This window comes from Pontibacter sp. CAU 1760 (genome assembly GCF_054482735.1).
Genome location: NZ_JBTLRL010000002.1, coordinates 175,678 through 199,879 on the forward strand (window position 1 = coordinate 175,678; position 24,202 = coordinate 199,879).

Below are 24,202 nucleotides of genomic sequence, written 5' to 3' on the forward strand. Positions count from 1 at the left end.
CAGGCTATCCTTAACACAGAAACGAATGAATGGATTAGAGCAGTTTTCATTAGCCGGGAAAGTAGTGGTCATGACGGGAGCCACCGGCATATTAGGGGAGGCGATGTCATTGGCTATTGGCAAGGCAGGGGCAAAAGTAGCCATCCTGGGCCGCAACCAGGCGCGTGCCCAGGAGCGGGTAGCCGCTATTGAGGAAGCAGGAGGCGAGGCCATGGCGCTGCTGGGCGATGTGCTGGACGAAAACCAGATGCGCGCAGCCCGCGAAGAGGTGCTGGCCAAATGGGGCACCATCGACGGGCTGGTGAATGCGGCGGGCGGCAACATCCCCGGTGCCACCATCATGCCCGACCAGGACCTGTTTGAGGCCAGCATCGGGGACACCCGCAAGGCTGTGGACCTGAACCTGTTCGGCACCATCATCCCCACGCAGGTTTTTGGGCAGGTGATCGCGGAGAAAGGGCAGGGCGCTATCGTGAACATCTCTTCGCTCACGGCGCAGCGGCCGCTGACGCGGGTGCTGGGCTATACCATGGCCAAGAAAGCGGTAGAGGCTTATACCCAGTGGATGGCTGTGGAAATGGCCCTGCGTTATGGCGATGGGGTTCGGGTAAACGCCATCGCGCCCGGTGTTTTCCTGACCGAGCAGAACCGCAGCCTGTTGCTGAACCCCGACGGGAGCTATACCGACCGGGCTAATAAATTTGTGCAGCATACCCCCTTTCGGCGCCTAGGCAAGCCTGAGGAACTGACCGGCACCCTGATTTACCTGCTGAGCGATGCCTCCCGCTTTGTAAGTGGCGAAACGCTGCTCGTAGACGGCGGCTTTAACGCCTTCAGTGGAGTATAACGAGCCTTATTTTTAAACAGAAATTTTAAGAGGAGAATGATATGTCCTTAATACAAAGTTGGCGGTGGTTCGGACCCAATGACCCGGTATCCTTGCAGGACATCCGGCAGGCAGGTGCCACCGATGTGGTAACGGCCCTGCACCACATCCCGAACGGGGAGGTATGGCCGGTAACCGAGATCCGGAAAAGACAGGAAGAAGTGGCCAAGGCGGGGCTGGTATGGAGCGTGGTGGAAAGCGTGCCTGTGCACGAGGCCATCAAAACACAGACAGGTGATTACCAAGCCTACATCGAAGCCTACAAGCAGTCGATCCGGAACCTGGCGACCTGTGGTATCCGCATTATCACCTATAACTTCATGCCCGTGCTGGACTGGACCCGCACCGACCTGGGCTACGGGATGCCGGACGGCTCCAAAGCCCTGCGGTTTGAGAAAGCGGCCTTTGTGGCGTTTGATGTGCACTTGCTGCAACGCCAGAACGCCGCCGCCGATTATACCGAAGCAGAGTTAGCACGCGGCCAGCAACGCTTCGAGGGGATGAGCGCGGAGGAAAAGCAGCTGCTGCAGCGCAACATCATTGCCGGTTTGCCCGGCAGCGAGGAAAGCTTTTCGCTGGAGCAGTTTCAGCAGGCGCTGGATACCTACAAAGGCATAGACGCTGCCAAACTGCGCCAGCACCTGATTCACTTTTTGCGGGAGGTGGCGCCCGTGGCCGAGGAGGCAGGGGTAAAGCTGGTCATTCACCCGGACGACCCGCCATACCCTATTTTGGGCCTGCCGCGCGTGGTGAGCACGGCCGCCGACTTCGCCGCATTGGTGGATGCCGTTCCTTCTGCCAGCAACGGCCTGTGCTTCTGCACCGGCTCCTTCGGGGTGCGGGCCGATAATGACCTGCCGGGCATTATCCGGACTTTTGCCGACCGCATACATTTTGTGCACCTGCGCAGCACCCAACGCAATGCCGCCGGCGATTTTTACGAGGCCAACCACCTGGAGGGCGACGTAGACATGTATGGCGTGATGAAGGAACTGGTGCTGGCCAACAGCAACCGCCCACAACCCATTCCGTTTCGGCCCGACCACGGGCACCAGATGCTGGACGACTTGCACAAGAAGACCAACCCTGGCTATTCCGCCATCGGCAGGCTGCGCGGGCTGGCTGAGTTACGGGGCCTGGAAATGGGCATTGAACGATCCTTGAACAATCAGAACTGAAGACACATGAAAGAAGATATCCTTACAGCGCCAAAGGCCGATAAACGCCAGGGCGCACTCCCGAAGAATAATTTCCTGAACGAAGATTTCCTGCTGCAAACAGAGACTGCCCGGCGGCTTTACCACGACTACGCTAGGCACCTGCCCATCATCGATTACCACTGCCACCTCTCGCCTGAGGCCATTGCCCGCAACGAGCAGTACCCCGACATGACGAGCATCTGGCTGGCCGGCGACCATTACAAGTGGCGGGCCATGCGCACGTTGGGTATAGCGGAAAAATACATCACCGGCGATGCCACCAACGAGGAGAAGTTTCAGGCCTGGGCCAAAGCGCTGCCTTATACCATGCGCAACCCGCTCTACCACTGGGCGCACATGGAGCTGAAGAACCCCTTTGGCATCACGGAACTGCTGAGCGAGCAAAATGCATCGGAGGTTTACGCCCAGTGCAACAGTCTGCTGCAGGAGCCCGCATTTACACCCCGTGGTTTGCTGGAGGGCTTTGGCGTGGAGATGGTCGGAACCACTGACGATCCGGTAGACAGCCTGGAATATCACCAGCAGATTGCCGCTTCTGACTTTAAGGTGAAGGTGCTGCCGTCTTTCCGCCCCGACAAGGTGTTGCAGTTAGCCGGAGGCGATACGTACCGGGCCTACCTGCAAAAGCTCTCCGAAGCCAGCGGCATAGCCATCACCAGCCTAGATACCTTGCTGGAAGCATTGCAGCAACGGGTAGGGTTCTTCCATACCCATGGCTGCAGGGTATCCGATCACGGTTTGTCATACCTGCCTTTTATTGGCGGCAGGAGCCAGAAGGTGGAAGAGGCGTTTGCGGCCGTGGTGGCCGGCAACGACACCGATGCCGCCGCGCTGGAGCAGGATTTTGCCGGTTACGTACTGGAGGAGCTCTGCAAGCTGTACCACCAGTATGGTTGGGTGCAGCAGTTCCACCTCGGCGCGCTGCGCAACAACAACACCCGCATGCTGCAGGTAAATGGCCCGGACACGGGGTATGACTCCATCGGCGATTTTCCGCAGGCGGCCAGCCTGGCTGCTTTCCTCAACCAACTCGAGCAGCAGGGCAGCCTTGCCAAAACCATCCTCTACAACCTGAATCCGGCCGATAACGCGGCCTTTGCCGCCATGACCGGCAACTTCCAGGGCGAGGGCATCAAAGGCAAGATACAGTTCGGCTCGGCGTGGTGGTTCCTCGATCAACTGGACGGGATGAAGGACCAGATGAACGCGCTCTCCAGCATGGGCCTCATCAGCTGCTTTGTGGGCATGCTCACCGACTCACGCTCGTTCCTGTCCTACTCCCGCCACGAGTACTTCCGCAGGTTGGTCTGCAACATGTTCGGCGACGATGTGGAGCAGGGGCTGCTGCCCGCCGACCTGCCGTGGCTCGGGAAGATGGTGCAGGACATCTGCTACTACAACGCCAAGAACTACTTTGCCTTCGGCGAATAAGCAAGCATAGCGCAGCCTGAAGGCAGTGCCTTTTAAGAAAGAATCAAAAGACAGACACAATGGATAAGAAAGTGATACGGGCAGGCATCATCGGTTCTGGCTTCGCGGCCAAATTCCACTACGATGCCCTGCAGCGTGTTTTCAGCGCCAAAGTAGAAATCGTGGGAGCTTATTCTTCCACCGCCGAGAATCTACGCGCCTTTACCCAGGAAAGAGGTATAGAAGCATACGACAGCCTGGAAAGCCTGATGGAAAACTGCGATGTGCTGCATGTCTGTACCCCGCCGGTAACCCATGAGCCGATTGTGGTGGCCGCGCTGCAGCAAAACAAGCACGTGATCGTGGAGAAACCGTTTACCGGCTACTTCGGCGATGGCAGCGAGGACTTTAACGGCGACACCTTCTCGCGGGAAACAGGCCTGGAGGAGACGCTGCAGAGCATCCGGCGGATGGTGGAGGCCGAGCAGACCAGCGCGGGCAAGATCATGTATGCCGAGAACTGGGTATATGCCCCGGCGATACAGAAGGAGCGCGAGATGCTGGAGAAAACCGGTGCCCAGATCCTGTGGATGCACGGTGAGGAGTCGCACTCCGGCTCGCACTCGCTGACTTACGGGCAATGGAAGTTCTCAGGGGGCGGTTCGATGATCGGGAAAGGGTGCCACCCGCTGTCGGCGGCCATTTACCTGAAGCACGTGGAGGGCCGCGCCCGCACTGGGGAGCCTATCCGACCGCAAACCATCTCCGCACGCACCCACGCCATCACCCGCATGCCCACTTTCAAGGACGAAGGGCACCTGCGCACCACCTACAAAGACATCGAGGACTTTGCCATGCTGCACGTGGTGTTCGAGGACGGCACCATCGCCGACATGTTCGCCAGCGAGCTGGTGCTGGGTGGCGTGCACAACTGGATTGAGGTGAACACCTCCAACCACCGCACCATCTGCAACATCAACCCCAACACCGCCATGCAGGCTTATACCCCTTCGGAGACATACTTCAAGGATGTGTATGTGGTGGAGAAAACCGAGACGAAGCAGGGCTGGTCGTCTATCTCGCCTGACGAGGGCTGGTTTGCCGGCTACCAGCACGAGATGGATGCCTTTTACCGCACAGCCGCCTTCGGCGACCCGGTGGAGAGCAACAGCAGCCTTGCCGCCGATGTGATCGCAACGATCTACGCCGGCTACGTGTCTGCGGAGCGCAAGGGCGCAGAAGTGCCCATCACCATCATCGGATAGGATTACGAAGCTGCCAGGCAGTTAAAAAATACAGCAACAAACCAGTAACAACGCATCTCATGGGAAAAACGCAAGTAAGCGAGACCGGCACTGCCAAAAGTGCTAAATCAGGGAATTACCGCTGGGTAGTATGCGCCCTGCTTTTCTTTGCCACTACCATCAACTACATCGACCGGCAGGTGATCGGTTTGCTGAAACCTACCCTGGAGGCGCAGTTCAATTGGTCGGAGCTGGATTACGGGTATATCATCATGTTTTTCTCCGCCTCCTACGCGGTGGGGTATGTCATCTTCGGGGGCATCATCGACAAGCTGGGCTCGAAGCTGGGGTATGGCATATCGGTAACTGTTTGGAGCATTGCCGCCATGCTGCACGCCGCTGTCCGGACAACGCTGGGCTTTGGGTTGGTGCGCGGCTTGCTCGGGCTCTCGGAGGCGGGCAACTTTCCGGCGGCTGTTAAAGCAGTAGCCGAGTGGTTCCCGAAAAAGGAGCGCGCGCTGGCCACCGGTATCTTCAACTCCGGTACCAGCATCGGTGCCGTGGCGGCTCCGCTGATCGTGCCCTGGATTCTGGGGGCTTACGGCTGGCAGGAGGCCTTTATCATCACGGGTGCGCTGGGCTTCGTCTGGCTGGTGGCCTGGTGGTTTCTGTATGAGGTGCCGTCCAAGCAAAAACGACTGACCGCAGCCGAGTATGACTTCATCCACATCGACAACGAGCCTTCCTTGCAGGAAGCAAAGGGATCGGTGAAGTGGGCCGATTTGCTGAAACTGCGCCAGACCTGGGTGTTTATCGTGGGCAAGGTAATGACCGACCCGATCTGGTGGTTTTTCCTGTTCTGGTTGCCTTCTTATTTCGCTACAACCTTCAACCTCGACCTGACCAAGCCTAGTCTGCCGCTGGCAGTGGTGTATACCGCCACCACGTTCGGTAGCATCGGCGGCGGGTATGTGTCATCGGCCCTGATCAAACGCGGCTGGCCAGTGCTGAAGGCCCGTAAAGTTACCCTTTTAGTTGTGGCGCTGGTGGTGCTGCCCATCATGACGGCCCGGTTCGCGACCAACATCTGGACCGCCGTGGCTATTATCAGTTTGGCGGCAGCGGCGCACCAGGCCTGGAGCACCAATATTTTCACCATTGTGTCGGATATCGTGCCCAAGTACGCCGTTAGCTCGGTAGTGGGCATGGGGGGTATGATGGGCTCGGTGGCCTCTACCGTATTCCCGCTGTTTGTGGGTGCGCTGCTGCAGTATTACACGGAGGCAGGCAACATCGGGGCAGGGTATAACATCCTGTTTATCATCTGCGGCTTTGCCTATATCCTGGCCTGGGGTGTTATCCACCTGCTCACCAAGCGCATGAAACCGCTTACAAGCGCCTCGCTATAGCTGCCAAGCAGTTGAGTAAGGCATAAAGTTTACCGATATTTACCCAGGGGGAGTCTCCGATGCCAGCGAAGGGCAGGGCTCCGCTAGAAGTTGAGATAGGGAAGCAATGAATAACAAAGCGATGATGACGAAGAAATACCTGCAGCCTTTATTACTGCTGATAGGGACTACAGTGCTGCTGTACTGCCAGCCAACCGGCTCCCGAACCGCGGCAGAGGAGGAAGTGCCCTTGCCTGAGTTCACCCTAGAGTCATCTCCGGTGGTGCCGGCAGAGCAGTCAGTCAGGCTGATGGAGGTGGAGGATGGCTTTGAGGTGCAACTGGTGGCTGCCGAGCCGCTGGTGAACACGCCCGTTGCCATGACCTTCGATGACAAGGGCCGCATGTGGGTGGTGGAGATGCAGGGCTATATGCCCGATACCGTAGGCACAGGCGAGGAAGTGCCCAGCGGCAAAATCGTGATTCTGGAAGACACTAACCGGGACGGCGTGGCCGACAAGCGCCAGGTGTTCCTGGACTCGCTGGTGCTTCCGAGGGCCATTTGCCTGGTAGAGGGCGGTATACTGGTGGCCGAGCCGCCCATGCTGTGGTACTACGAGATCAAACAAGACAAACCCGGCAAGCGCACGCTGGTAGACGCCAACTATGCCAAGGGCGGCAACGTGGAGCACCAGCCCAACGGCCTGCTGCGGGCCATGGACAACTGGATTTACAGTGCCAAGTCTGACAAGCGCTACCGCAAAGTCGGCGACAAATGGCTCAAAGAAGACACGCATTTCCGGGGGCAGTGGGGCATTTCGCAGGATAACCATGGCCGTTTATACTATAACACCAACTCCGAAAACCTGCTCGGCGACTACTTCTCGCCCGGCTTTGGGGCCACCAACAAGCACCAGCGGGGTGTGGCCGGTTTTGTGGAGAAGATTGTGGCCGACAACAAGGTATACCCCATCCGCCCGACGCCCGGTGTGAACCGCGGCTATATGGAGCGGGTACTGGACGATAGCCTGAAACTGGTGAATTTCACCGCAGCCGCCAGTCCCCTGGTGTACCGGGGCGGCTTGTTCGGCGAGGCCTATGCCTCGAACGTTTTCGTGGCGGAGCCCGCCGCCAACCTCATCAAGCGGAATGTTTTGCGGGAACGCGGCTACCAGACAGATGGTTCGCAAGCCTACCAGGGCAAAGAGTTCCTGGCCAGCACCGACGAGCGCTTCCGGCCAGTTAGCCTGTACAACGCCCCCGATGGCGCTATGTATGTGGTGGACATGTACCGGGGAATCATCCAGCACAAGACTTACCTCACCACCTACCTTAAAAGCCAGATCGGAAAACGGGACCTGACGCAGCCGCTGGGGTATGGGCGCATTTACAGAATAGTGCCGAAAGGCAAGCAGGCCACGGCGGTAACGTTGCCGGATGACCCGGAGGAGCTGGTGCGCCTGCTAGGGCATACCAACGGCTGGGTCCGCGACAACGCCCAACAGAAATTAATCGACCACCGGCTGACACAGGCCATCCCGGCTCTACGGCAAGCGGTGCGCCAAAGTGCAAGGCCGCTGCAGGCGATCCATGCCCTCTGGACACTGGAAGGGCTGAGCGCTCTGGAAACCGAGGCAGTGATAGGCCTGTTGCGCCATCCTGCCTGGCCCCTGCGCATGCAGGCGCTGGCGGTAGTGCCAAGCGTGGTACAAGCCTCTAATGTGCAGCAACTGGCGCACGTCCTCACGCAAATGGCCACCACCGACCAGCTGGCAGCTCCTTATCTCGCTTTTCTGGCGCAGGCAGTAGCGCCTTATAACCAGTCCGCCGCTGATAAGTTGTTGACAACCGTAGCCACGGCATACCCCCAGGACAAATACATAGCCGATGCCGTGATCAGTAACCTGTACAACCGCGAAGAGGCCTTCGCCAAAAAGCTTAGCGCCAATACAGGCACCCAAAATATGCTGCTGCAACAGCAACTGCAGGATGTAATTGCCGACGTGACCGGGAACAGGAAGAACAGAAGCAAAGAGGAGTTGCTGAAGGCTTTCCCGAAAGGGGCAACCATGTATGCCTCCACTTGCCAGACCTGCCACGGCCCCGACGGCAACGGGGTGAAGTCGTTGGCGCCGCCGCTTAACAAGTCGGAGTGGGTGACGGGCAGCAAATACAAGCTGATCTCGATTGTGCTGTATGGCCTGACAGGCCCGGTGGAGGTGAACGGGCATCTGTACAAGTCGCCGGAGATAAACGGCGACATGCCCGGCATCGGCTACGACAAAACCCTGTCGAGTGCCGATGTGGCGGAGCTGCTGAGTTACATCCGGAAAGCGTGGCAGAACAACGCCGACCGGGTAACGGCAGAGGACGTAGGGCAGGTGCGGCAGTACCTCTCCGACAGGCAAAAGGCCTTCACCATGCAGGAGCTCAATAACATGCCCTAAGGATAACGTCATTGCCAGGCAGCCCCTGTAGTATTTATGCTGCAGGGGCTGTCTGTTTACAGACCATACTACTTTATGTTTTGAGGTTGCCGGAATGATGAGTACATTAGATGTCCTGAAAACACTTTAGTGGTGTGAAAGCGCTGCTACCAGATAACCGCATTTATGAGGGCATTCTATTTTCTGTTGCTGATAACCCTGACTTTTCTGTTTTCCTGCGATGTGGCGAACGAAGAAAAGGAGGTTGTAATTGGCTTTTCGCAGCCCACGGAGGGAGATGCCTGGCGCAAAGCCATGCGCAAAGACCTGATGCGGGAAGCGTCTTTCCATCCGGAAATGAAGCTGATCATCAAGGATGCCCAAAATAGCAGCGATACCCAGATCGAGCACATCAAAGAGTTAATTGCCCAAAAGGTAGATTTGCTGGTGGTGTCGCCCAACGAGGCCGAGCCGATTACCCCGGTGGTAGAGCAGGCCTTTGAAGCGGGTATACCCGTGATTGTGGTGGACCGGAAAACCAGTTCATCGAGTTATACCGCCTATGTGGGCGCCAACAATTACCAGATAGGCAAACTGGCCGGCGAATATGTGGCGAAACTGGTAAACGGCCAGGGCAATATTATTGAGGTATGGGGGCTGCCAGGCTCCACGCCGGCCATCGAGCGGCACAAGGGGTTCCAGGAGGCGATTGCCGCCTACCCCGGTATGAAGTTAGTGGCCAAAGTGCAGGGCGAATGGGAGAAGGACATTGCCAAAGCGCGCTTTCCGGAGGTGTACCGGCGGCACCCGGAAGCGGACCTGGTGCTGGCCCATAACGATGTGATGGCACTGGGAGCCTACCAAAGCGTGAAAGACAACCCGCGGGTACAGGCTACAAAATTCTTCGGGTTTGATGGCTTGGGCGGCCCGAACGGGGGCCTGCAGTTTGTGGAAGACGGCATCCTGGACGCGACCTTTCTATACCCCACCGGCGGCGAGGAAGTAATACAGCTGGCCTACAACATCCTGCACAACCGGCCTTACGACAAAGAGAACATACTGAACACAACGGTGATTGATGCGCGCAACGTGCACATCATGAAACAGCAGACCAACAAGATCTTGGCGCAGGAGCAGAGCATCGCACGGCAGCAACACAGGATAAACGAGCAGATCAGGATTTACAAGAACCAGCGCATGTTGCTCTACCTGATGCTGGGTGGGCTCGTGATCATCATAGTGCTGGGTGCTCTGGCCTTACAGGCGCTTCGGGCAAAGCAGGAAGCCAACAAAGCCCTGACCGCCAAGCACAAGGAGGTGGTGCAGCAGCGCAACGAGATCGAGCAGATGGCCAAAAAAGCTGATAAGGCCAACGAGGCCAAGCTCAAGTTCTTCACCAATATCTCCCACGAGTTCCGGACACCCCTCACGCTTATATTAGGGCCTGTGGAAGATGCGCTGCAAAGCAATATTTCCCCAGACCTGAAAAAGGACCTGCAGCTTGTGAGGCAAAATGCTGTTCGGCTGTTGCGCCTGGTGAACCAGCTGATGGATTTCCGCAAGGTAGAGAACAAGAAAATGAAGCTGCAGGCGGCAGAGCAGGACCTCGTGGGGTTTGTGAAAGAGATCGCTTCCTCGTTTGACCGGCTGGCCAAAAAGCGTCATATCCGTTTACGGGTGCACACCGAACTGAGCGAACTGAAGGTATACTTCGACAGCGACAAGCTGGATAAGGTGTTGTTCAACTTGCTCTCCAATGCCTTCAAATTCACGAAAGACAACGGCAGGGTAACCATTGGGATAGCGCTGGATGAAAACTTCCAAAACGTAATAATAACGGTAGAGGACAGCGGCAAAGGCATGTCTGAAGCGCAGGCTGCCCGGGCATTCGACCGGTTTTACTCCGATGATGTTTCCAGCAGCCAGAGCACCGGGCTCGGCCTGGCGCTTTCCAGGGAGTTCATCAAACTGCACAAGGGCACGATTGCCGTGGAGAGCGAGGAAGGGAAAGGAGCCAGGTTTAGTGTAACGCTACCGCTGGGCCACACCCACTTAAGCCCGGCCGAAATAATGGTTCACCCGGTCGAACAAGCGCCCTTGCTGCTACCCGGGGTGCTGCATGCGGACCAGGACCTTTACAGCGAACCCGTTGCCGAGGAAGGGGGAAGCAGCAAACTAAAAGAATATACCATCCTGCTGATCGAGGACAACAAGGAGTTGCGGGAATTCCTGAAGAAGCGCCTGGAGCAGGAGTTTAACGTAGTGGAGGCCCCTCACGGCGCTTTTGGGCTGAACATGGCGTTTGAAACAGTGCCCGACCTGATCATAAGTGATGTCATGATGCCGGGGCAGACGGGCCTGGAAATCACCGCTATCCTGAAGAACGATCTGCGCACCTCCCACATCCCGGTCATCCTGCTGACGGCCAAGGATGCCATGGAGTATAAGATAGAAGGCGTGCAGTCGGGTGCTGATTTATACGTGACGAAGCCCTTCAGTTACCTGTACCTGTGCGAGCGCATTAAAGGCCTGATCAAAAACCGGCAGCTATTGAAGGAGCATTACAGCAGCGAGGTAGCCCTGAACACAAAGGCCGTTGCACCGCCCAAGCAACTCGACAAGAAATTTCTGAATGAGGTAATGGCCGTGGTGGAGAAAAACCTCTCAAACCCCGATTTGAACGCCAACAGCATTGCCGAGAGCCTGGGCATGTCGCGGGTGCAGGTATACCGGAAATTAAAGGCGCTGTTGGGCTATTCGGTAAACGACTATGTAGTGAAAGCCCGCCTCAAAAAAGCCCGCCACCTGCTGCTGCACAGCGACAAGAACATTTCCGAGATCGCCTACGAAGTGGGTTTCTCCTCACCGGCCTACTTTTCCACCGCCTTCAAAAACCATTTCGACAGAAGCCCTTCTGATTTCAAAGCCGAAAAGTCTGTAGGGGAATAAGGAGGCCAGCGTGAGTTGTTGAGAAAACGAGGCAGCCCGCGTTGTGAGGTGGGTCACATTGTCGCTACCCGTCATCCGGAGAAAGTAGAGTTGATGGTGCTTCCTATATAATCTGCCGGTAAGCGGAGGGTGGTTTTGTCTGTTTAGCTTGCAAAGTCTGGCCCTGCTGATTTTAAGCGCATATATTCAGGTTCATAAATGGAGTCGGAATATTTGCTTCTAAAATGCTATTTGCCTAAATTAAACTCGAATGAGTGAGGCCTTAGTGACAAGTAACTTGCTATACACAGATATACTGATAAAGCTTTGAGGCAAAGGTCTTTCCGGCGCGACGTGTTTGCCAGCCCAGGCAAACAGCCGCAGGTTTCCGTTAACCGACTGATGCGACCACTTTAAAAACAGCATAAAACCAGAAACCAGTACAACAATGCATTGAGAATTTATATGCATATTTCAACAGAATTGGACTTATACATCTTTATTTAAAACTTCTAAACCCAAATTCAATGAACGAAAACGTTAACAAGAAAGCCTTGTTTTACGGGAGTTGCTTAGCACTCATCACGACAGGCTTTACCTTTTCTATCAGAGCTGGAATTCTCCCTCAGTTAGGTGCACAATTTGGGCTGTCTGCCGAGCAGCTTGGATTCATCAACTCGATGTGGTTTTTGGGTTTCCCTATTTCTATGGTCATTGGAGGGTTGGTATACCATACTGTCGGCCCTAAAATTATCATGTCAGTGGCTTTTATATGCCACGCTTTGGGAATTCTGCTAACCATCTACGCAGGGGGGTATACCACCTTGCTTATTTCAACGCTCCTGATTGGCATTGCGAATGGATGTACCGAGGCTGCCTGTAACCCTATGATCGCGGACATGTATTCTGGGGTGAAAATGAATAAAATGCTGAACAGGTTCCACATGTGGTTCCCTGGCGGTATACTGCTCGGTGCCCTCATTTCTAAGTTCATGACTGACTTTGGGCTTTCCTGGCAAGCACAGATGTGGTTCATATTGGTACCAGCGGTTACCTATGCTTTCCTGTTCTTCGGAAAGACTTTCCCGCAACCACAAGTGGAAGGAGCTACCTCTCTCAAGTCAAACTTTAAAGCGATGGTAAGCCCGTTATATATATTCCTGATTGTTTGTATGGCACTCACAGCTATTACAGAGTTTGGGCCTGGCCAGTGGGTGGAAATCATCCTGGGTAGCAGCGGAGCAGATCCAATGCTGATTCTGGCCCTGACTGCCGGTTTGGTGGCTGTGTTAAGATTCTTTGCAGGTCCGGTTGTGGCAACACTCGGCCAAACAGGGGTCTTGTTGGGGGGCGCAGTTTTCGCGGCAATAGGTATCTATATGTTCAGTACGGTAACCGGTAGCATGGCTTATGTGGCGGCTGTCGTGTTTGCCTTAGGCTATGGTTATTTCTGGCCAGTTATGGTGGGGTCTGTGGCACAACGTGTTCCTTTAAGTAGCGCGCTCGGAATGTCCATTATTGGTGCTGTTGGTATGTTCTCTTCTTCCATCTTTCAGCCTATTATAGGAAGCTGGATCGATGGCTCTATGGCAGCATACACTGCGCAGGGACTTACAGGCAATGCGTTGCAGTTAGCTGCCGGTCAGGAAACGCTGCAGAAAATGATCGCTTTCCCTGCCATCCTAATCGTGTTGTTCACTATCTTGTTCTTCTGGCAGAAGAAATCTGATAGCGCAACAAAACCAGATACAAAGAGAACAGCAGAACTAGTTGGGGATTATTAGTAAGTAAGGCCGCGTGTCCGATGCATGCTCCTGTTATCCAGGCACTGAGCTTTTAACCTCCCCAACATAGTAATGCAGACATGAGTCATCCCGAATTTAGGGATTGTGCTTGAGTCCAGATGTGCATGAACGCGGTTCGGACGCGGTAAAGCGGTATCAGGGCCTCCTGGTACCGCTTTCCTGTTCTATGGCACCCTTGCCGGAGCAGCTGCCCGAGTTCCTGTGCTTGCAGCAGGCTCAACAGGAAGGCGTACACCACCGAGAGGATCATCATCAGCTTGAGGCGGTTTTCCCAGAACCAGAGCCGGGGGCTTTCCAGGGCCAGCTCGGACTTGGAGTAGCGGCCGCCTCCACCTGCCATCTCCTGGCATAGCAAAAGACCACGCGCCAGGCCTTGCCCACGTTCTGGACAGGCAGGTTGGTGAGCAGATACAGCGGGGCGTGCCCCTTGCCGGGCCGCAGGACGATGAGCGAGAGCCTTCTCTGGGGCCAGCGGGGGTGAAAGACTGCCTGGTGGTAAAGGCCCATGCGGCGCTCTTGCCGGCGGGGCGTGTCCCTGACCAGGCGCTTGGAGAGACTCCGCTTGCCCCGCACCAGCTGCCAGCAGGGCAGCTGACGGCCCCGCCCGTCTCTGAGCGCATAGGCTTTGTTCCAGCGCAGGATAAAGTGCTGCCGGCGCCTTAGCAGCTCCCGGAGCCAGGGGGCGCCGGCGTAGCCGCGGTCAAAGACGTGGATCACCCGGCGGCCAAAGTCCCTGGCGGCCTGCTCCAAGCACCGCCGCCTCAGGGTGGCCGCCTGCTGGCTGCTCTGGCCCAGACGGGTGCTCCACCACTCTTGCAGGTAGAGGCAGGGCTTGGTGTGCAGGCCCATGAGCAGAAGGCCCAGCCAGTGGAAGCCCGGCACATGCACCGGCCGCTGCGGGGGCGGGTTGAAGAAGCCCGGGCGGATGCGCACCAGGCGCCGGGCCTTGGCGCTCCTGACCGGGCAGAGCCCCTGGGGGTGGACGCTCTCGGGCTTTTCCACCACGCTCTCGTCCCAGTGCAGCAGCACGGGCTGGGCGGGCCACTGGGCCAGCTGCGCTTTGGCCTGCGCCCGCAGCCAGTCGGAGACAAGGCCGTAGTGCCACCTGCCTGAGCGCAGCAGGTTGCTGATGCGCTTGGTGCCGGCCGGGGCCTTGTCGGGGGAAAGCAGGTAAGCGCCCAGCTCGCTTAAAAGCAGGCCGTGCTGGCGGTGGCGAAAACGGATGATGGCCTCCACCAGCAGCGAAAAGGTATGGACCAGCCGCCGGTCCAGCCGCTCATCCAGGAGCCCGAGCAGGGGAGAGAGAAAAACAGAGAGCCGACGGTGAAAAACAGAGCTGATCCCCTTTATCCTTTCTGCCGGCTGCTGCGTATTTGATAATGAATGCATAAAGCCTCCTTTTCTAAAGTGATTCGATACTACTATCACTTACGAAAAGAAGGCTTTTGCTTTTTAGAAACCCCTAACCTAAAGTTCGGGATGACTCATGTTTATAGCATGATGATTACTGTTTTAAGTGGCGTTAAGCGCTATTTCCTTTTTGGCAGGGTATAACCGTCCACACTGCTTTGTCCCTTCACCACCGCTCTGCCATTGGGTTAGCAAGGAGGTATGGCAGCAGGCTTCGAGGCCTTGCAGGACTTATACTTGCATTAGGTTATGCCACCCCTCGCATTTCTGGGCAAGAGGGCAGGATCACCCCAACGGGAGTCACCTGACAGCAGCACCTGTTCCATTGCGTTGAGATTCCCTGTTACATTCCACCTATTGGGGTATAGGCTGTATAGGGCTTCATGGGGTAAAATGAGATTTGTTTTGACTGTATGGTGAGTGTTTACTCATTATGCATAGGCGTAAGGCCGACATGCTATGTGTTTATGCTACTAGACCTGCTCCAGTAGGAAACATTTTTGAAACAATGATACAAAATCAAAAGCCTTCTATTGGGTAAATAGAAAATTATTTTACCGCTACACGCCTCTCAGACCTGTTTTAGTGACTGGTTACTCAATTGGTCTGATATTAAAACATATTGATACATTCCTGAAATTCATTCCTGCTGCTTGCCCCTACATTTGAAGAAAAACAAGCACCTATGAATAGCAGGAAGATTTTATTTTGGGCCGTCACCGTGGCGTTGGGAGGGTTCTTATTCGGGTTCGATACAGCCGTAATATCCGGTGCCGAGCAGTCGATACAGCAGGTATGGAACCTAAACGTTTTTCAGCACGGGCTCACCGTTTCGATCGCCTTGATAGGAACGGTATTAGGCGCGCTGTTCGGTGGCTTCCCTTCCGACAGGCTAGGGCGCAAGAACACCCTCTTCTGGATCGGGGTGTTATACCTGGTGTCGGCGTTGGGTTCTGCCCTGGCCACGGACTGGTACTCCTTCCTGTTCTTCCGTTTCATCGGTGGATTGGGCGTTGGTGCTTCATCGGTGGCCGCTCCTATGTATATCAGCGAGATCGCACCCGCCCGGATGCGTGGCCGCATGGTGGCCATGTTCCAGTTCAATGTGGTGTTCGGTATACTGGTGGCCTTCCTGTCGAACTACCTGCTGCAGAACATCGGGCCGAACGCCTGGCGCTGGATGCTGGGGGTAGAGGCGATTCCGGCTGTTATCTTTGTCGGTCTGGTGCTGCTGGTGCCGGAGAGCCCGCGCTGGCTGATCGTGAAGCGGAACGCCATTGAGGCGGCAAGAGCCGTGCTACACCAGATAGACCCCTCCACGGCTGATGCTGAACTAAAAGCCATCGTAAACGCCAGGGAAGTAGAGGCCCGCAAAACACACGCGGAAGGCCTGTTCTCGAAGCAGCACAGTTTTCCGGTGATGCTGGCGGTGCTGTTCGCTGTTTTCAACCAGGTATCGGGCATCAACGCCATTATCTACTACGCCCCGCGCATTTTCGAAATGACCGGTTTGGGCAAAGACGCGTCCCTGCTTTCCTCAGCGGGAGTAGGCCTCGTGAACTTCGCTTTCACGCTGCTGGCCCTCAACTTCATCGACCGCGTCGGGCGCCGCACCCTCATGCTGATTGGTTCCTTCGGCCTTATCGCGACGCTAAGCCTGGTGTCGTGGGCTTTTTATACCGAAAGCTTCGGCATGCTGGTGCCGTTGTGTCTCTTCGCCTACATCGCCTTCTTCGCATTCTCGCAGGGCGCCGTGATCTGGGTGTTCATCTCTGAGATTTTCCCGAACAGCGTGCGGGCAAGCGGACAGGCCTTGGGCAGTTTCACGCACTGGTTTATGGCTGCCGTCATCGCTTTCGCTTTCCCATACATCACCAGCACCCTCGGCGGTGGCACCACCTTCCTCATTTTTGCCGGTATGATGGTGCTGCAACTGCTGTTCGTCTGGAAAATCATGCCCGAGACCAAAGGCGTGTCTCTGGAGGAAATTGGAAACAAAGTGGAGCCGCAGCCTGCTGTTGCTCCCGAGAATATACCCCTCACCCAAAACCACTAAACCATGAACCAAAATCCCCAAATCATCTGCTTCGGCGAAGTGCTCTGGGATGTGCTCCCGAGCGGCAAAATGCCGGGTGGCGCCCCCATGAACGTGGCCATCCATTTGGCCTACAACGGTTATGCGCCCAACGTGGCCAGCCGCGTCGGCAACGACGACCTGGGCAAGGAGTTACTGGACTTCCTGGCTGAAAAAGGCCTTTCCACGCAATGGATACAGACCGGGCAAACCCACCTGACCGGCGTGGTGAAAGCCAACATCTCGAACAAAAATGAGGTGACCTACAAAATTGTGGAGCCTGTGGCCTGGGACTATATCCAGTTTGATGCCCAGTTGGCTGAGCAGGTAACTGCAAGCGATGTATTTATATATGGCAGCCTGTCCGCACGCAACCCCACCACCCGCGAAACCCTGCTGCAGTACCTGCAACGCGCCAAATTTAAGGTGCTGGATGTGAACCTGCGCCCCCCATACTATTCCGCTGCCCTGATGGAAGACTTGCTGCGCCATGCTGACGTTGTGAAAATGAACCACCAGGAGCTAGAGGAAATGGTCGGCTGGTTTAACTGGAAGGGCACTGAGCAGGAGCAAATGCAGGCTTTGTTCACTCATTTCGGCCTGCAACTGCTCATCGTGACGCGGGGCGACAGAGGCGCAGCCGTGCTGGCTGCCGATGGCTATATGGAGCACGAAGGCTTTCAGGTAGATGTAGAGGACACCATTGGCAGCGGAGATGCTTTTCTGGCTACTTTCCTAACTAATTACCTGAAAAAAGAACCCACACAAAAGGCATTGGAAAGAGCCTGCCTTCTAGGCGCTTTTGTAGCTACGCAACACGGCGCAACGCCTGCCTATGAACCATTGGAAATAGAGCGCAGAGCAACAGAGTTTCTTCATCCGAAGAGAAAAGAAGTTCTGGAGGACCTAGAAAATAAACAAGGAGGGAGGCTGGAGAAAATGAGAAGCTAAGAGATGGAAACACTAATGAGAAGAGAGTTCGAAATTATCATATAAAAAGGTTAGACAATGAAAAAAAGTATATTCATTTTATTTTTCTGCTTTCTGTACTTGCAAAGCCTTGTGAGTGTAGCCCAGCAGAATACGGTAAGAGGTAAAGTAGTCGATGCATCGACGAGCCTGCCTATACCAGGTGTGAGTGTAGGGGTGAAAGGAACCAACCGAGGTGCTATCACAGACACAGAAGGAAGTTTCTCCGTACAGGCCTCGCCGGAAGAGGTGCTTGTATTCTCCTTCCTTGGCTATAAAGGCCAGGAAGTTAGAGTAGGAAATCAGGCCTCTATCACTGTAACTCTGGAGGAAGACAGGGTAGCGCTGGAAGAGGTGATTGTTACAGGTTATCAGACGGAGCGCAAAAAGGACGTGACCGGTGCTGTATCGGTGGTAGACATTGAGGACATGAACAGACAGGCTGTCGCAAACCCGATAAAAGCACTGCAGGGTAGAGTAGCCGGTATGAACATCACCACGAACGGCTCCCCAAGTGCCCCTGCCACAGTTCGTATTCGCGGTATAGGTACCTTCAACAACAACGACCCACTATATATTATTGACGGTGTGCCAACTAAGGCAGGCATGCACGAGCTTAACCCAGCTGACATTGCATCAATTCAGGTGCTAAAAGATGCCTCAGCGGCGAGTATTTACGGCTCCCGTGCTGCCAACGGTGTAATCATCATCACGACCAAACGCGGTATAGCTGGCAAACCACAGATCAATGTAAATGCCTACACTTCTGTATCCGCTTTTACCAACCGCACTGAAATGCTGACCACCGAAGGATACGGTAAAGCCTTATGGCAGGCAAATGTAAACGCCGGGCAGGATCCGAATAACAACAATGTGCGGTACTTCTTCGATTGGGGAGTAGATGCATCAGGCCAGCCGGTTTTAAATAAAATACTGGTTCCGAAGTACCTGGACGAAGACAATACCATGAGAGCATCCAACACCGATTGGTTTAATGAAATATCCAGAACGGGTGTAATTCAGAACTATGATGTCTCTATGTCGAGCGGTACAGAAAACGGAAGCTACCTGCTGTCATTGGGCTACTTTGAGAATGAGGGGGTTATTAAAACAACAGAATTTGACCGCTTTTCTGCCCGCTTAAATTCTGACCACAAATTTTTTAATGGTAGGGTAGTGGTAGGCGAGAACCTCAGTTTAACAAAAACTACGGAAGTTGGCGGAGCACCTATGAATGCTGCCATGCAGGCCTTGCCGATCATACCTGTATACACGGAGACCGGCGGATGGGGTGGCCCGGTGGGAGGTATGAACGACCGTCAGAACCCTGTTCGGTTACTTGAAGACAATAAGCAGAACAACTATGACTTCATGCGTGTGTTCGGTAACCTGTTTGCTGAGATAGAGCTGGTGAAAGACCTTAAATTCAGATCGAATTATGGTCTGGACTATGGCAATTACACCCACAGACAATACCGCAAGAGTTACCAGTCCGGATTCCTGAGCAACCCGGTAAACAGGCTGGAGTCTAACCAGAGCCACAGTGTTAAAACCACATGGTCAAACACGCTGAACTACAGCCGGGAGATTGGCGAGAAGCACCGCATTGATGTGCTGGCAGGTACAGAATACTTCCGTGAGTACTTCACTGCGTTCTGGGCATCAAGAGAAGGCTTTGCTGTGGAGAGTAAAGACTATATGTATCTTAATGCAGGTACAGGGTTGAAGGATAATGGTGGTTCTGGTGCAGAGCACGTGCTACTCTCCTACTTCGGAAGAGCAAACTATTCCTTCGCTGACAAGTACCTGTTATCCGCTACAATCAGACGCGACGGTTCTTCTCGCTTCGGGCAGAATAACCGCTTCGGTACTTTCCCTGCCTTTTCCTTAGGATGGCGCTTAAGCGAAGAAACTTTCATCAAAGAAAATGTGGCGGTTATTGATGATCTGAAACTTCGCTTCGGATGGGGTATGACGGGTAACCAGGAAATAGACAACAACGCTATTTTCAACATTTACCTTGCCGACTACGCCACGACTGCCTACGACTTGACCGGAAGTAAAAGCGGTGTGCTGCCAGCAGGCTACAGACTTGCCCAGACCGCCAATCCAAACCTCCGTTGGGAAGCGACTACTATGTCTAACCTCGGTTTAGATTTTACTTTATTTAACAGCAAGCTCCACGGTAGTGCAGAAGCCTATTTAAGGGAGACATCAGACATCTTGTATGTTCCTCCTTATATCGCTGTAAAAGGTGAGGGGGGAAGCCAGTGGGTAAACGGCGCCTCTATGGAAAATAAAGGCCTGGAACTGACCGTGGGAAACCGCACGCAACTCGGTGCACTGTCACTGGACCTGAATGCTAACTTTGATATGTACCGGAACAAGGTAACGCACCTGCCAAAGGAGGTTGAAAATGCTTACGGTGGGGATGGCAGAGGCCAGAATATCCTTGGCAGGCCAATTGGTTCATTCTTTGGTTACGTAGCCGATGGGTTGTTCCGCACAGAAGAAGAGGTTGAAGCACATGGCATACAGAACGGAAAAGGTGTGGGCCGCATCCGGTTTAAGGATTTAAATGATGATGGTGTGATAGATGACTACGACCGCACCTGGATTGGAACTCCTCATCCTGAATTCTCCTACGGTTTTAGTGCCTCAGCAACGTTCAAGAACTTTGACTTTAACATCTTCCTGCAGGGTGTATCTGGGATTGATGTAGTAAATGACTGGAAATTCATCACGGACTTCTGGAGTGTTTCAGAAACAGGATCTAACAAAGGTGCCCGTCTGCTGGACGCATGGTCTCCTTCAAACCCAGGCTCAGATATACCGGCTATTGCTCTGATTGATACGAACTGGGAGTCACGTTTCTCCACTTACTTTATCGAGAAAGGTTCTTATCTGAAGTTACGCAACGCGCAGATAGGATATACTTTAAATGAACAGCTCACACAAAAGTTTGGTGTGCAGTCGCTGCGGGTGTATGTAGGAGGCGATAATCTCGGCGTGTTACTAAAAAGCAAGTCATTTACAGGAATAGATCCTGAAAATCCAGGTTATGGCTATCCAAACCCAACAGTGGGTACAGCGGGTGTTAATATCAGGTTTTAATGTATGAAGAGAAGTAAAAAAATCTATATGAAAAAGTTAGCAATGACATTTCTAGGGGCACTACTCCTTTGCTCCTCTTGCAACGATGTGTTGGATGTAGAGCCAAAAGGGGTGCTAAGCGAAGGGCAGATTAGTACGCCAGAGGATGCTGAGGAATTCGTGACTGCCACCTATTCTTCTTTAGGATGGGACTGGTATTTAACTCCGAACAGTTTATGGCCTTACGGCAACGTTCGGGCAGACGATGCCTACAAAGGTGGAAGAGATGCCGGAGACATTCAGGCATTTCATTTCCTGGAAACCTTTACCAACATCAGGCCTGAAATAGGCGAGTTTGATGGCATGTGGTTTCAGCTCTACAGCGGGATCCGCCGCACGAATGAAGCTTTACGCTTGATAAGTAATTTTTCTGAGGCCGAATACCCATTAGGTAAAGTGCGCAAGGCTGAGTTGCGGTTTCTCCGGGGCCACTACTACTTCAAGCTGAAGACGCTGTTTAACCGCATACCATACCTTGATGAGAACACGCCGATAGACGAGTATGCGGAAGTCTCCAACGTAGAGTTGACAAGCGACCAGCTCTGGGAAAAGATAGCCCAGGATTTCGAGTTTGCTTCAGCTAACCTGCCAGTTGTTCAGCCAGCAGTGGGCCGTGCCAACCAGATGGCGGCAGATGGCTATCTTGCTAAAACAAGGCTGTACCAAGCATATGAGCAGAATGACCAGAACCAGGTGGTTACTATTAATCAGCAAAGACTACAGCAGGTGATTGAGGCTGCAGACAAGGTGATTGGCACAAACCGTGCACTGGAAGCAGACTTTGCAAACAACTTCCTGCCAGGCCCATTCGAAAATGGAAGAGAGGTGTTGTTTGCCGTGCAGTACTCTACAAACGATGGCGTAGTGAGAGACTTCGGTTTTGGAAAAGCCAACGGTCGTGTTAATTACGGCGACATGCTGTCAGCTCCGCAAGGATTAGGCTGCTGCGATTTCCAAAAGCCATCACAAAACCTGGTAAATGCTTTCCGAACAAACGAGCAAGGAGTGCCGCTATTTGATTCTTTCAATAATGCCAACGTTGATTTCAGCCAGCAAACAGTAGACCCTCGCTTAGACCATACCGTTGCCCGCCCGGGTAACCCATGGAAATACGATCAGAGCGAGATCTTCGATGAGTCCTGGAGCCGTACGCCACTGATTTACGGCTATTATAATTCCCTGAAAGAAAATATTTCCCCGAACGATCCGGCCTTTGTGAATGCAGATCCATTCAGGGCAAATACCAAAACAAGAATAGTGCTGCGTTATGCGGATGTACTGCTTTTTAAAGCAGAGGCACTGATAGAACTGGGCCAAATTGATGAGGCACTACCGCTTATCAATACCGTGCGCGCACGGGCAGCAGCCAGTACCGCCAGGTTAAGAAGTGCTTCTGGTGCTCCGCTTGCAAATTACAATGTACAACCTTATGAGCCGGGAGTGAACATCCAGTGGAACCAGGAGAATGCCCGCAAGGCGCTGCGTTTTGAGCGCAGGCTGGAGTTTGCAATGGAAGGAAGCCGTTTCTTTGACCTTGTACGCTGGGGTATAGCAGATGAGGTGCTGAATGATTACCTGGAGACAGAAAAAGGCCGAAGAGGGTTTCTCCGTGAAGGCATGTTCACGGCTGGTAAACATGAGTATTTGCCAATCCCACAGAACCAGATATTCTGGAGTGAGAACTTGTATGTACAAAATCCGGGCTATTAATAGCTGATTGCTTAATGGTCTGAAGCAGGAATAAAACAGCAGCAAGCTGGTCTTAACAACATAAGAAGGCTTGCTGCTATCCCTGAGCAGATGAACGGATTGTTTTTATAAGATAAATACGCAAGAAATGAAAAAAATAAAATCAAGATATATGTCGCTTCTGGCGCTGCTTTTTATGGTTACCATCATGAGCGGATGTGAGGATGAGTTTGAGAATAACCTAGACTTGGACGGGGATGTGGAAATTCTAGATTTCAAGGTGGAGGATGCCCTTGATGTCGCGATTGATGACAAGAAAAGAACCATTGTGATTACGTATCCCGGCGGAACAGATGTCTCAGCTGTTATGCCTGAAATTACCATTTCAGAGGGCGCGCAAATCAATCCCGCCCCGGGAACTGTCCTTGACCTTCGCAACCCCCAGACATTAGTACTTACCAATGGCAACCTGTTTAACAGGTACACGGTTTCTGCCAATGTGCTCAGCGTTACTGCTTTTGTAAGCCACCACAGCAGTGTGAGTGAAATACAGGATGACGATGAGAAAGCGCTGGCTGAATGGTTTTTCAATAAGTACGAAGATGAGGTAACTGCTTTTGTTTCCTTTCAGGATATTAAAGAGGGGAATGTGGATATGAGCCAGTTTACAACCCTGATGTGGTACTTAGACGGTGACGCCGAAGATAAGTTTGTAATGCCGGAGATAGCACAGGACCCTGAAGTGATGACAGCGATAACAGATTGGTACAAGGCTGGAGGTAATTTGTACCTGCTGGGGTATGCGAACCAGTACTTGTTTGATATGGGTAGAATAAACAGCACCTATCATATGGCTATTGGAAATGGTCCTGGCTTTGAAAATGGGGATACCTGGGGTATAAACGTGAACATCAACCGGAATAAAGACCAGAGTAGCCATGCGTTGTTTACAGGAATAGGCTTGGTCACCCATGGGGATGGAAGGAAGACGTTCCCTGTGATAGGTCCGGGCTGGAGAGAAGACCATAACTTTGTGATGGTTGCCATTCCGGAGATTTATGGGTTGCCAAATGACAGCGAAGCCGCTTACACCGCATTTACACAGGAAAACAAAGTAAAGTGGCTTGCTACCTGGGATGGTATCGGTGACTATTTTATGGCTGGCATCCTGGAGTTCCTTCCTACTGAAGAGTTCCAGGGGAGAGCTATCTGGCAGGGTATCGGTGGAATAGAGTGGAACCAGAATGCGAAAGGAGAATTAAATCCGGAAGGCATAAACCCACATCAGGAGAAAATAGAAAAGCTGGCCGAAAACGCTATACGCTACCTTTCTGCAAATTAATACCTATTCAAGTGGCCTGTAAGGGATGATGAGATTCTGTTGGACGCCACCTCCCAAAGGTGTAGCTCAAATCAAGAATTTATGAAAGCTCTACAGGCCACACTTTCCCAGCTACATGTAGACCGCTCACAAAATTTAACAAAATAGTATGGCTTTTACACGTCTGTTTCTTCCTCTATTACTTGTTACAGCTTTCTATGCAAAAGCAGCAGGGCATGATGCTGTGCTGCATTTTGCTTTTAATGAAGCACCTGGAACA

Annotated in this window: 15 protein-coding genes; 13 read left to right on the plus strand and 2 right to left on the minus strand. The window is 53.5% G+C overall.

Annotation, left to right across the window (positions count from 1 at the left end):
• Positions 1–25 precede the first annotated feature (25 nt).
• From ACXYMU_RS03270 to ACXYMU_RS03305, 8 genes are all read left to right on the plus strand, one after another.
• Entirely contained in the window at positions 26–847 is an 822-nt protein-coding gene (locus ACXYMU_RS03270; protein WP_458984919.1) for an SDR family oxidoreductase, read from the plus strand.
• Positions 848–888: 41 nt separating this feature from the next.
• Entirely contained in the window at positions 889–2,064 is a 1,176-nt protein-coding gene (uxuA, locus tag ACXYMU_RS03275; protein ID WP_458984920.1) for a mannonate dehydratase, read from the plus strand.
• 6 nt (positions 2,065–2,070) lie between these two features.
• Complete coding sequence (uxaC, locus tag ACXYMU_RS03280) at positions 2,071–3,537, plus strand: glucuronate isomerase (protein WP_458984921.1); 1,467 nt, start codon at positions 2,071–2,073, stop codon at positions 3,535–3,537.
• Positions 3,538–3,596: 59 nt separating this feature from the next.
• Positions 3,597–4,781: a Gfo/Idh/MocA family protein gene (locus ACXYMU_RS03285; protein ID WP_458984922.1), complete on the plus strand. Its 1,185-nt coding sequence runs from the start codon at positions 3,597–3,599 to the stop codon at positions 4,779–4,781.
• A 59-nt stretch (positions 4,782–4,840) separates the two neighbouring features.
• Complete coding sequence (locus tag ACXYMU_RS03290) at positions 4,841–6,169, plus strand: MFS transporter (protein ID WP_458984923.1); 1,329 nt, start codon at positions 4,841–4,843, stop codon at positions 6,167–6,169.
• 121 nt (positions 6,170–6,290) lie between these two features.
• Positions 6,291–8,594, plus strand: coding sequence for a DUF7133 domain-containing protein (locus tag ACXYMU_RS03295; RefSeq protein WP_458984924.1), 2,304 nt, complete (start codon positions 6,291–6,293; stop codon positions 8,592–8,594).
• Positions 8,595–8,759: 165 nt separating this feature from the next.
• The gene (locus ACXYMU_RS03300) at positions 8,760–11,522 is read left to right on the plus strand and encodes a hybrid sensor histidine kinase/response regulator transcription factor (RefSeq protein WP_458984925.1); all 2,763 of its coding nucleotides are present in this window, start codon (positions 8,760–8,762) and stop codon (positions 11,520–11,522) included.
• Positions 11,523–12,028: 506 nt separating this feature from the next.
• The gene (locus ACXYMU_RS03305) at positions 12,029–13,285 is read left to right on the plus strand and encodes an MFS transporter (protein ID WP_458984926.1); all 1,257 of its coding nucleotides are present in this window, start codon (positions 12,029–12,031) and stop codon (positions 13,283–13,285) included.
• A gap of 85 nt (positions 13,286–13,370) precedes the next feature.
• Here the strand turns inward: ACXYMU_RS03305 and ACXYMU_RS03310 are convergent, their stop codons facing one another.
• Together ACXYMU_RS03310 and ACXYMU_RS03315 are read right to left on the minus strand one after the other, a co-directional pair.
• Positions 13,371–13,559 (minus strand): hypothetical protein, encoded by a 189-nt coding sequence (locus tag ACXYMU_RS03310; protein ID WP_458984927.1) that lies wholly within the window; start codon positions 13,557–13,559, stop codon positions 13,371–13,373.
• Complete coding sequence (locus ACXYMU_RS03315) at positions 13,559–14,695, minus strand: transposase (protein ID WP_458984928.1); 1,137 nt, start codon at positions 14,693–14,695, stop codon at positions 13,559–13,561. The genes ACXYMU_RS03310 and ACXYMU_RS03315 overlap by 1 nt, the downstream gene beginning before the upstream one ends.
• A 706-nt stretch (positions 14,696–15,401) precedes the next feature.
• Here ACXYMU_RS03315 and ACXYMU_RS03320 point away from each other — a divergent pair.
• The 5 genes from ACXYMU_RS03320 to ACXYMU_RS03340 all read left to right on the plus strand — a co-directional run bounded on the left by ACXYMU_RS03320 (position 15,402) and on the right by ACXYMU_RS03340 (position 23,943).
• Positions 15,402–16,772 (plus strand): sugar porter family MFS transporter, encoded by a 1,371-nt coding sequence (locus ACXYMU_RS03320; protein WP_458984929.1) that lies wholly within the window; start codon positions 15,402–15,404, stop codon positions 16,770–16,772.
• A gap of 3 nt (positions 16,773–16,775) precedes the next feature.
• On the plus strand, positions 16,776–17,741 hold the full coding sequence (locus tag ACXYMU_RS03325) for a carbohydrate kinase family protein (protein ID WP_458984930.1): 966 nt from the start codon (positions 16,776–16,778) through the stop codon (positions 17,739–17,741).
• 57 nt (positions 17,742–17,798) lie between these two features.
• The gene (locus ACXYMU_RS03330) at positions 17,799–20,873 is read left to right on the plus strand and encodes a SusC/RagA family TonB-linked outer membrane protein (protein WP_458984931.1); all 3,075 of its coding nucleotides are present in this window, start codon (positions 17,799–17,801) and stop codon (positions 20,871–20,873) included.
• Positions 20,874–20,900: 27 nt separating this feature from the next.
• Positions 20,901–22,622 carry a RagB/SusD family nutrient uptake outer membrane protein gene (locus tag ACXYMU_RS03335; protein ID WP_458984932.1) on the plus strand — a complete coding sequence of 574 codons (1,722 nt, stop codon included), beginning with the start codon at positions 20,901–20,903 and terminating at the stop codon, positions 22,620–22,622.
• Between the two features lie 127 nt (positions 22,623–22,749).
• Entirely contained in the window at positions 22,750–23,943 is a 1,194-nt protein-coding gene (locus tag ACXYMU_RS03340; protein WP_458984933.1) for a DUF4960 domain-containing protein, read from the plus strand.
• Positions 23,944–24,202 lie beyond the last annotated feature (259 nt).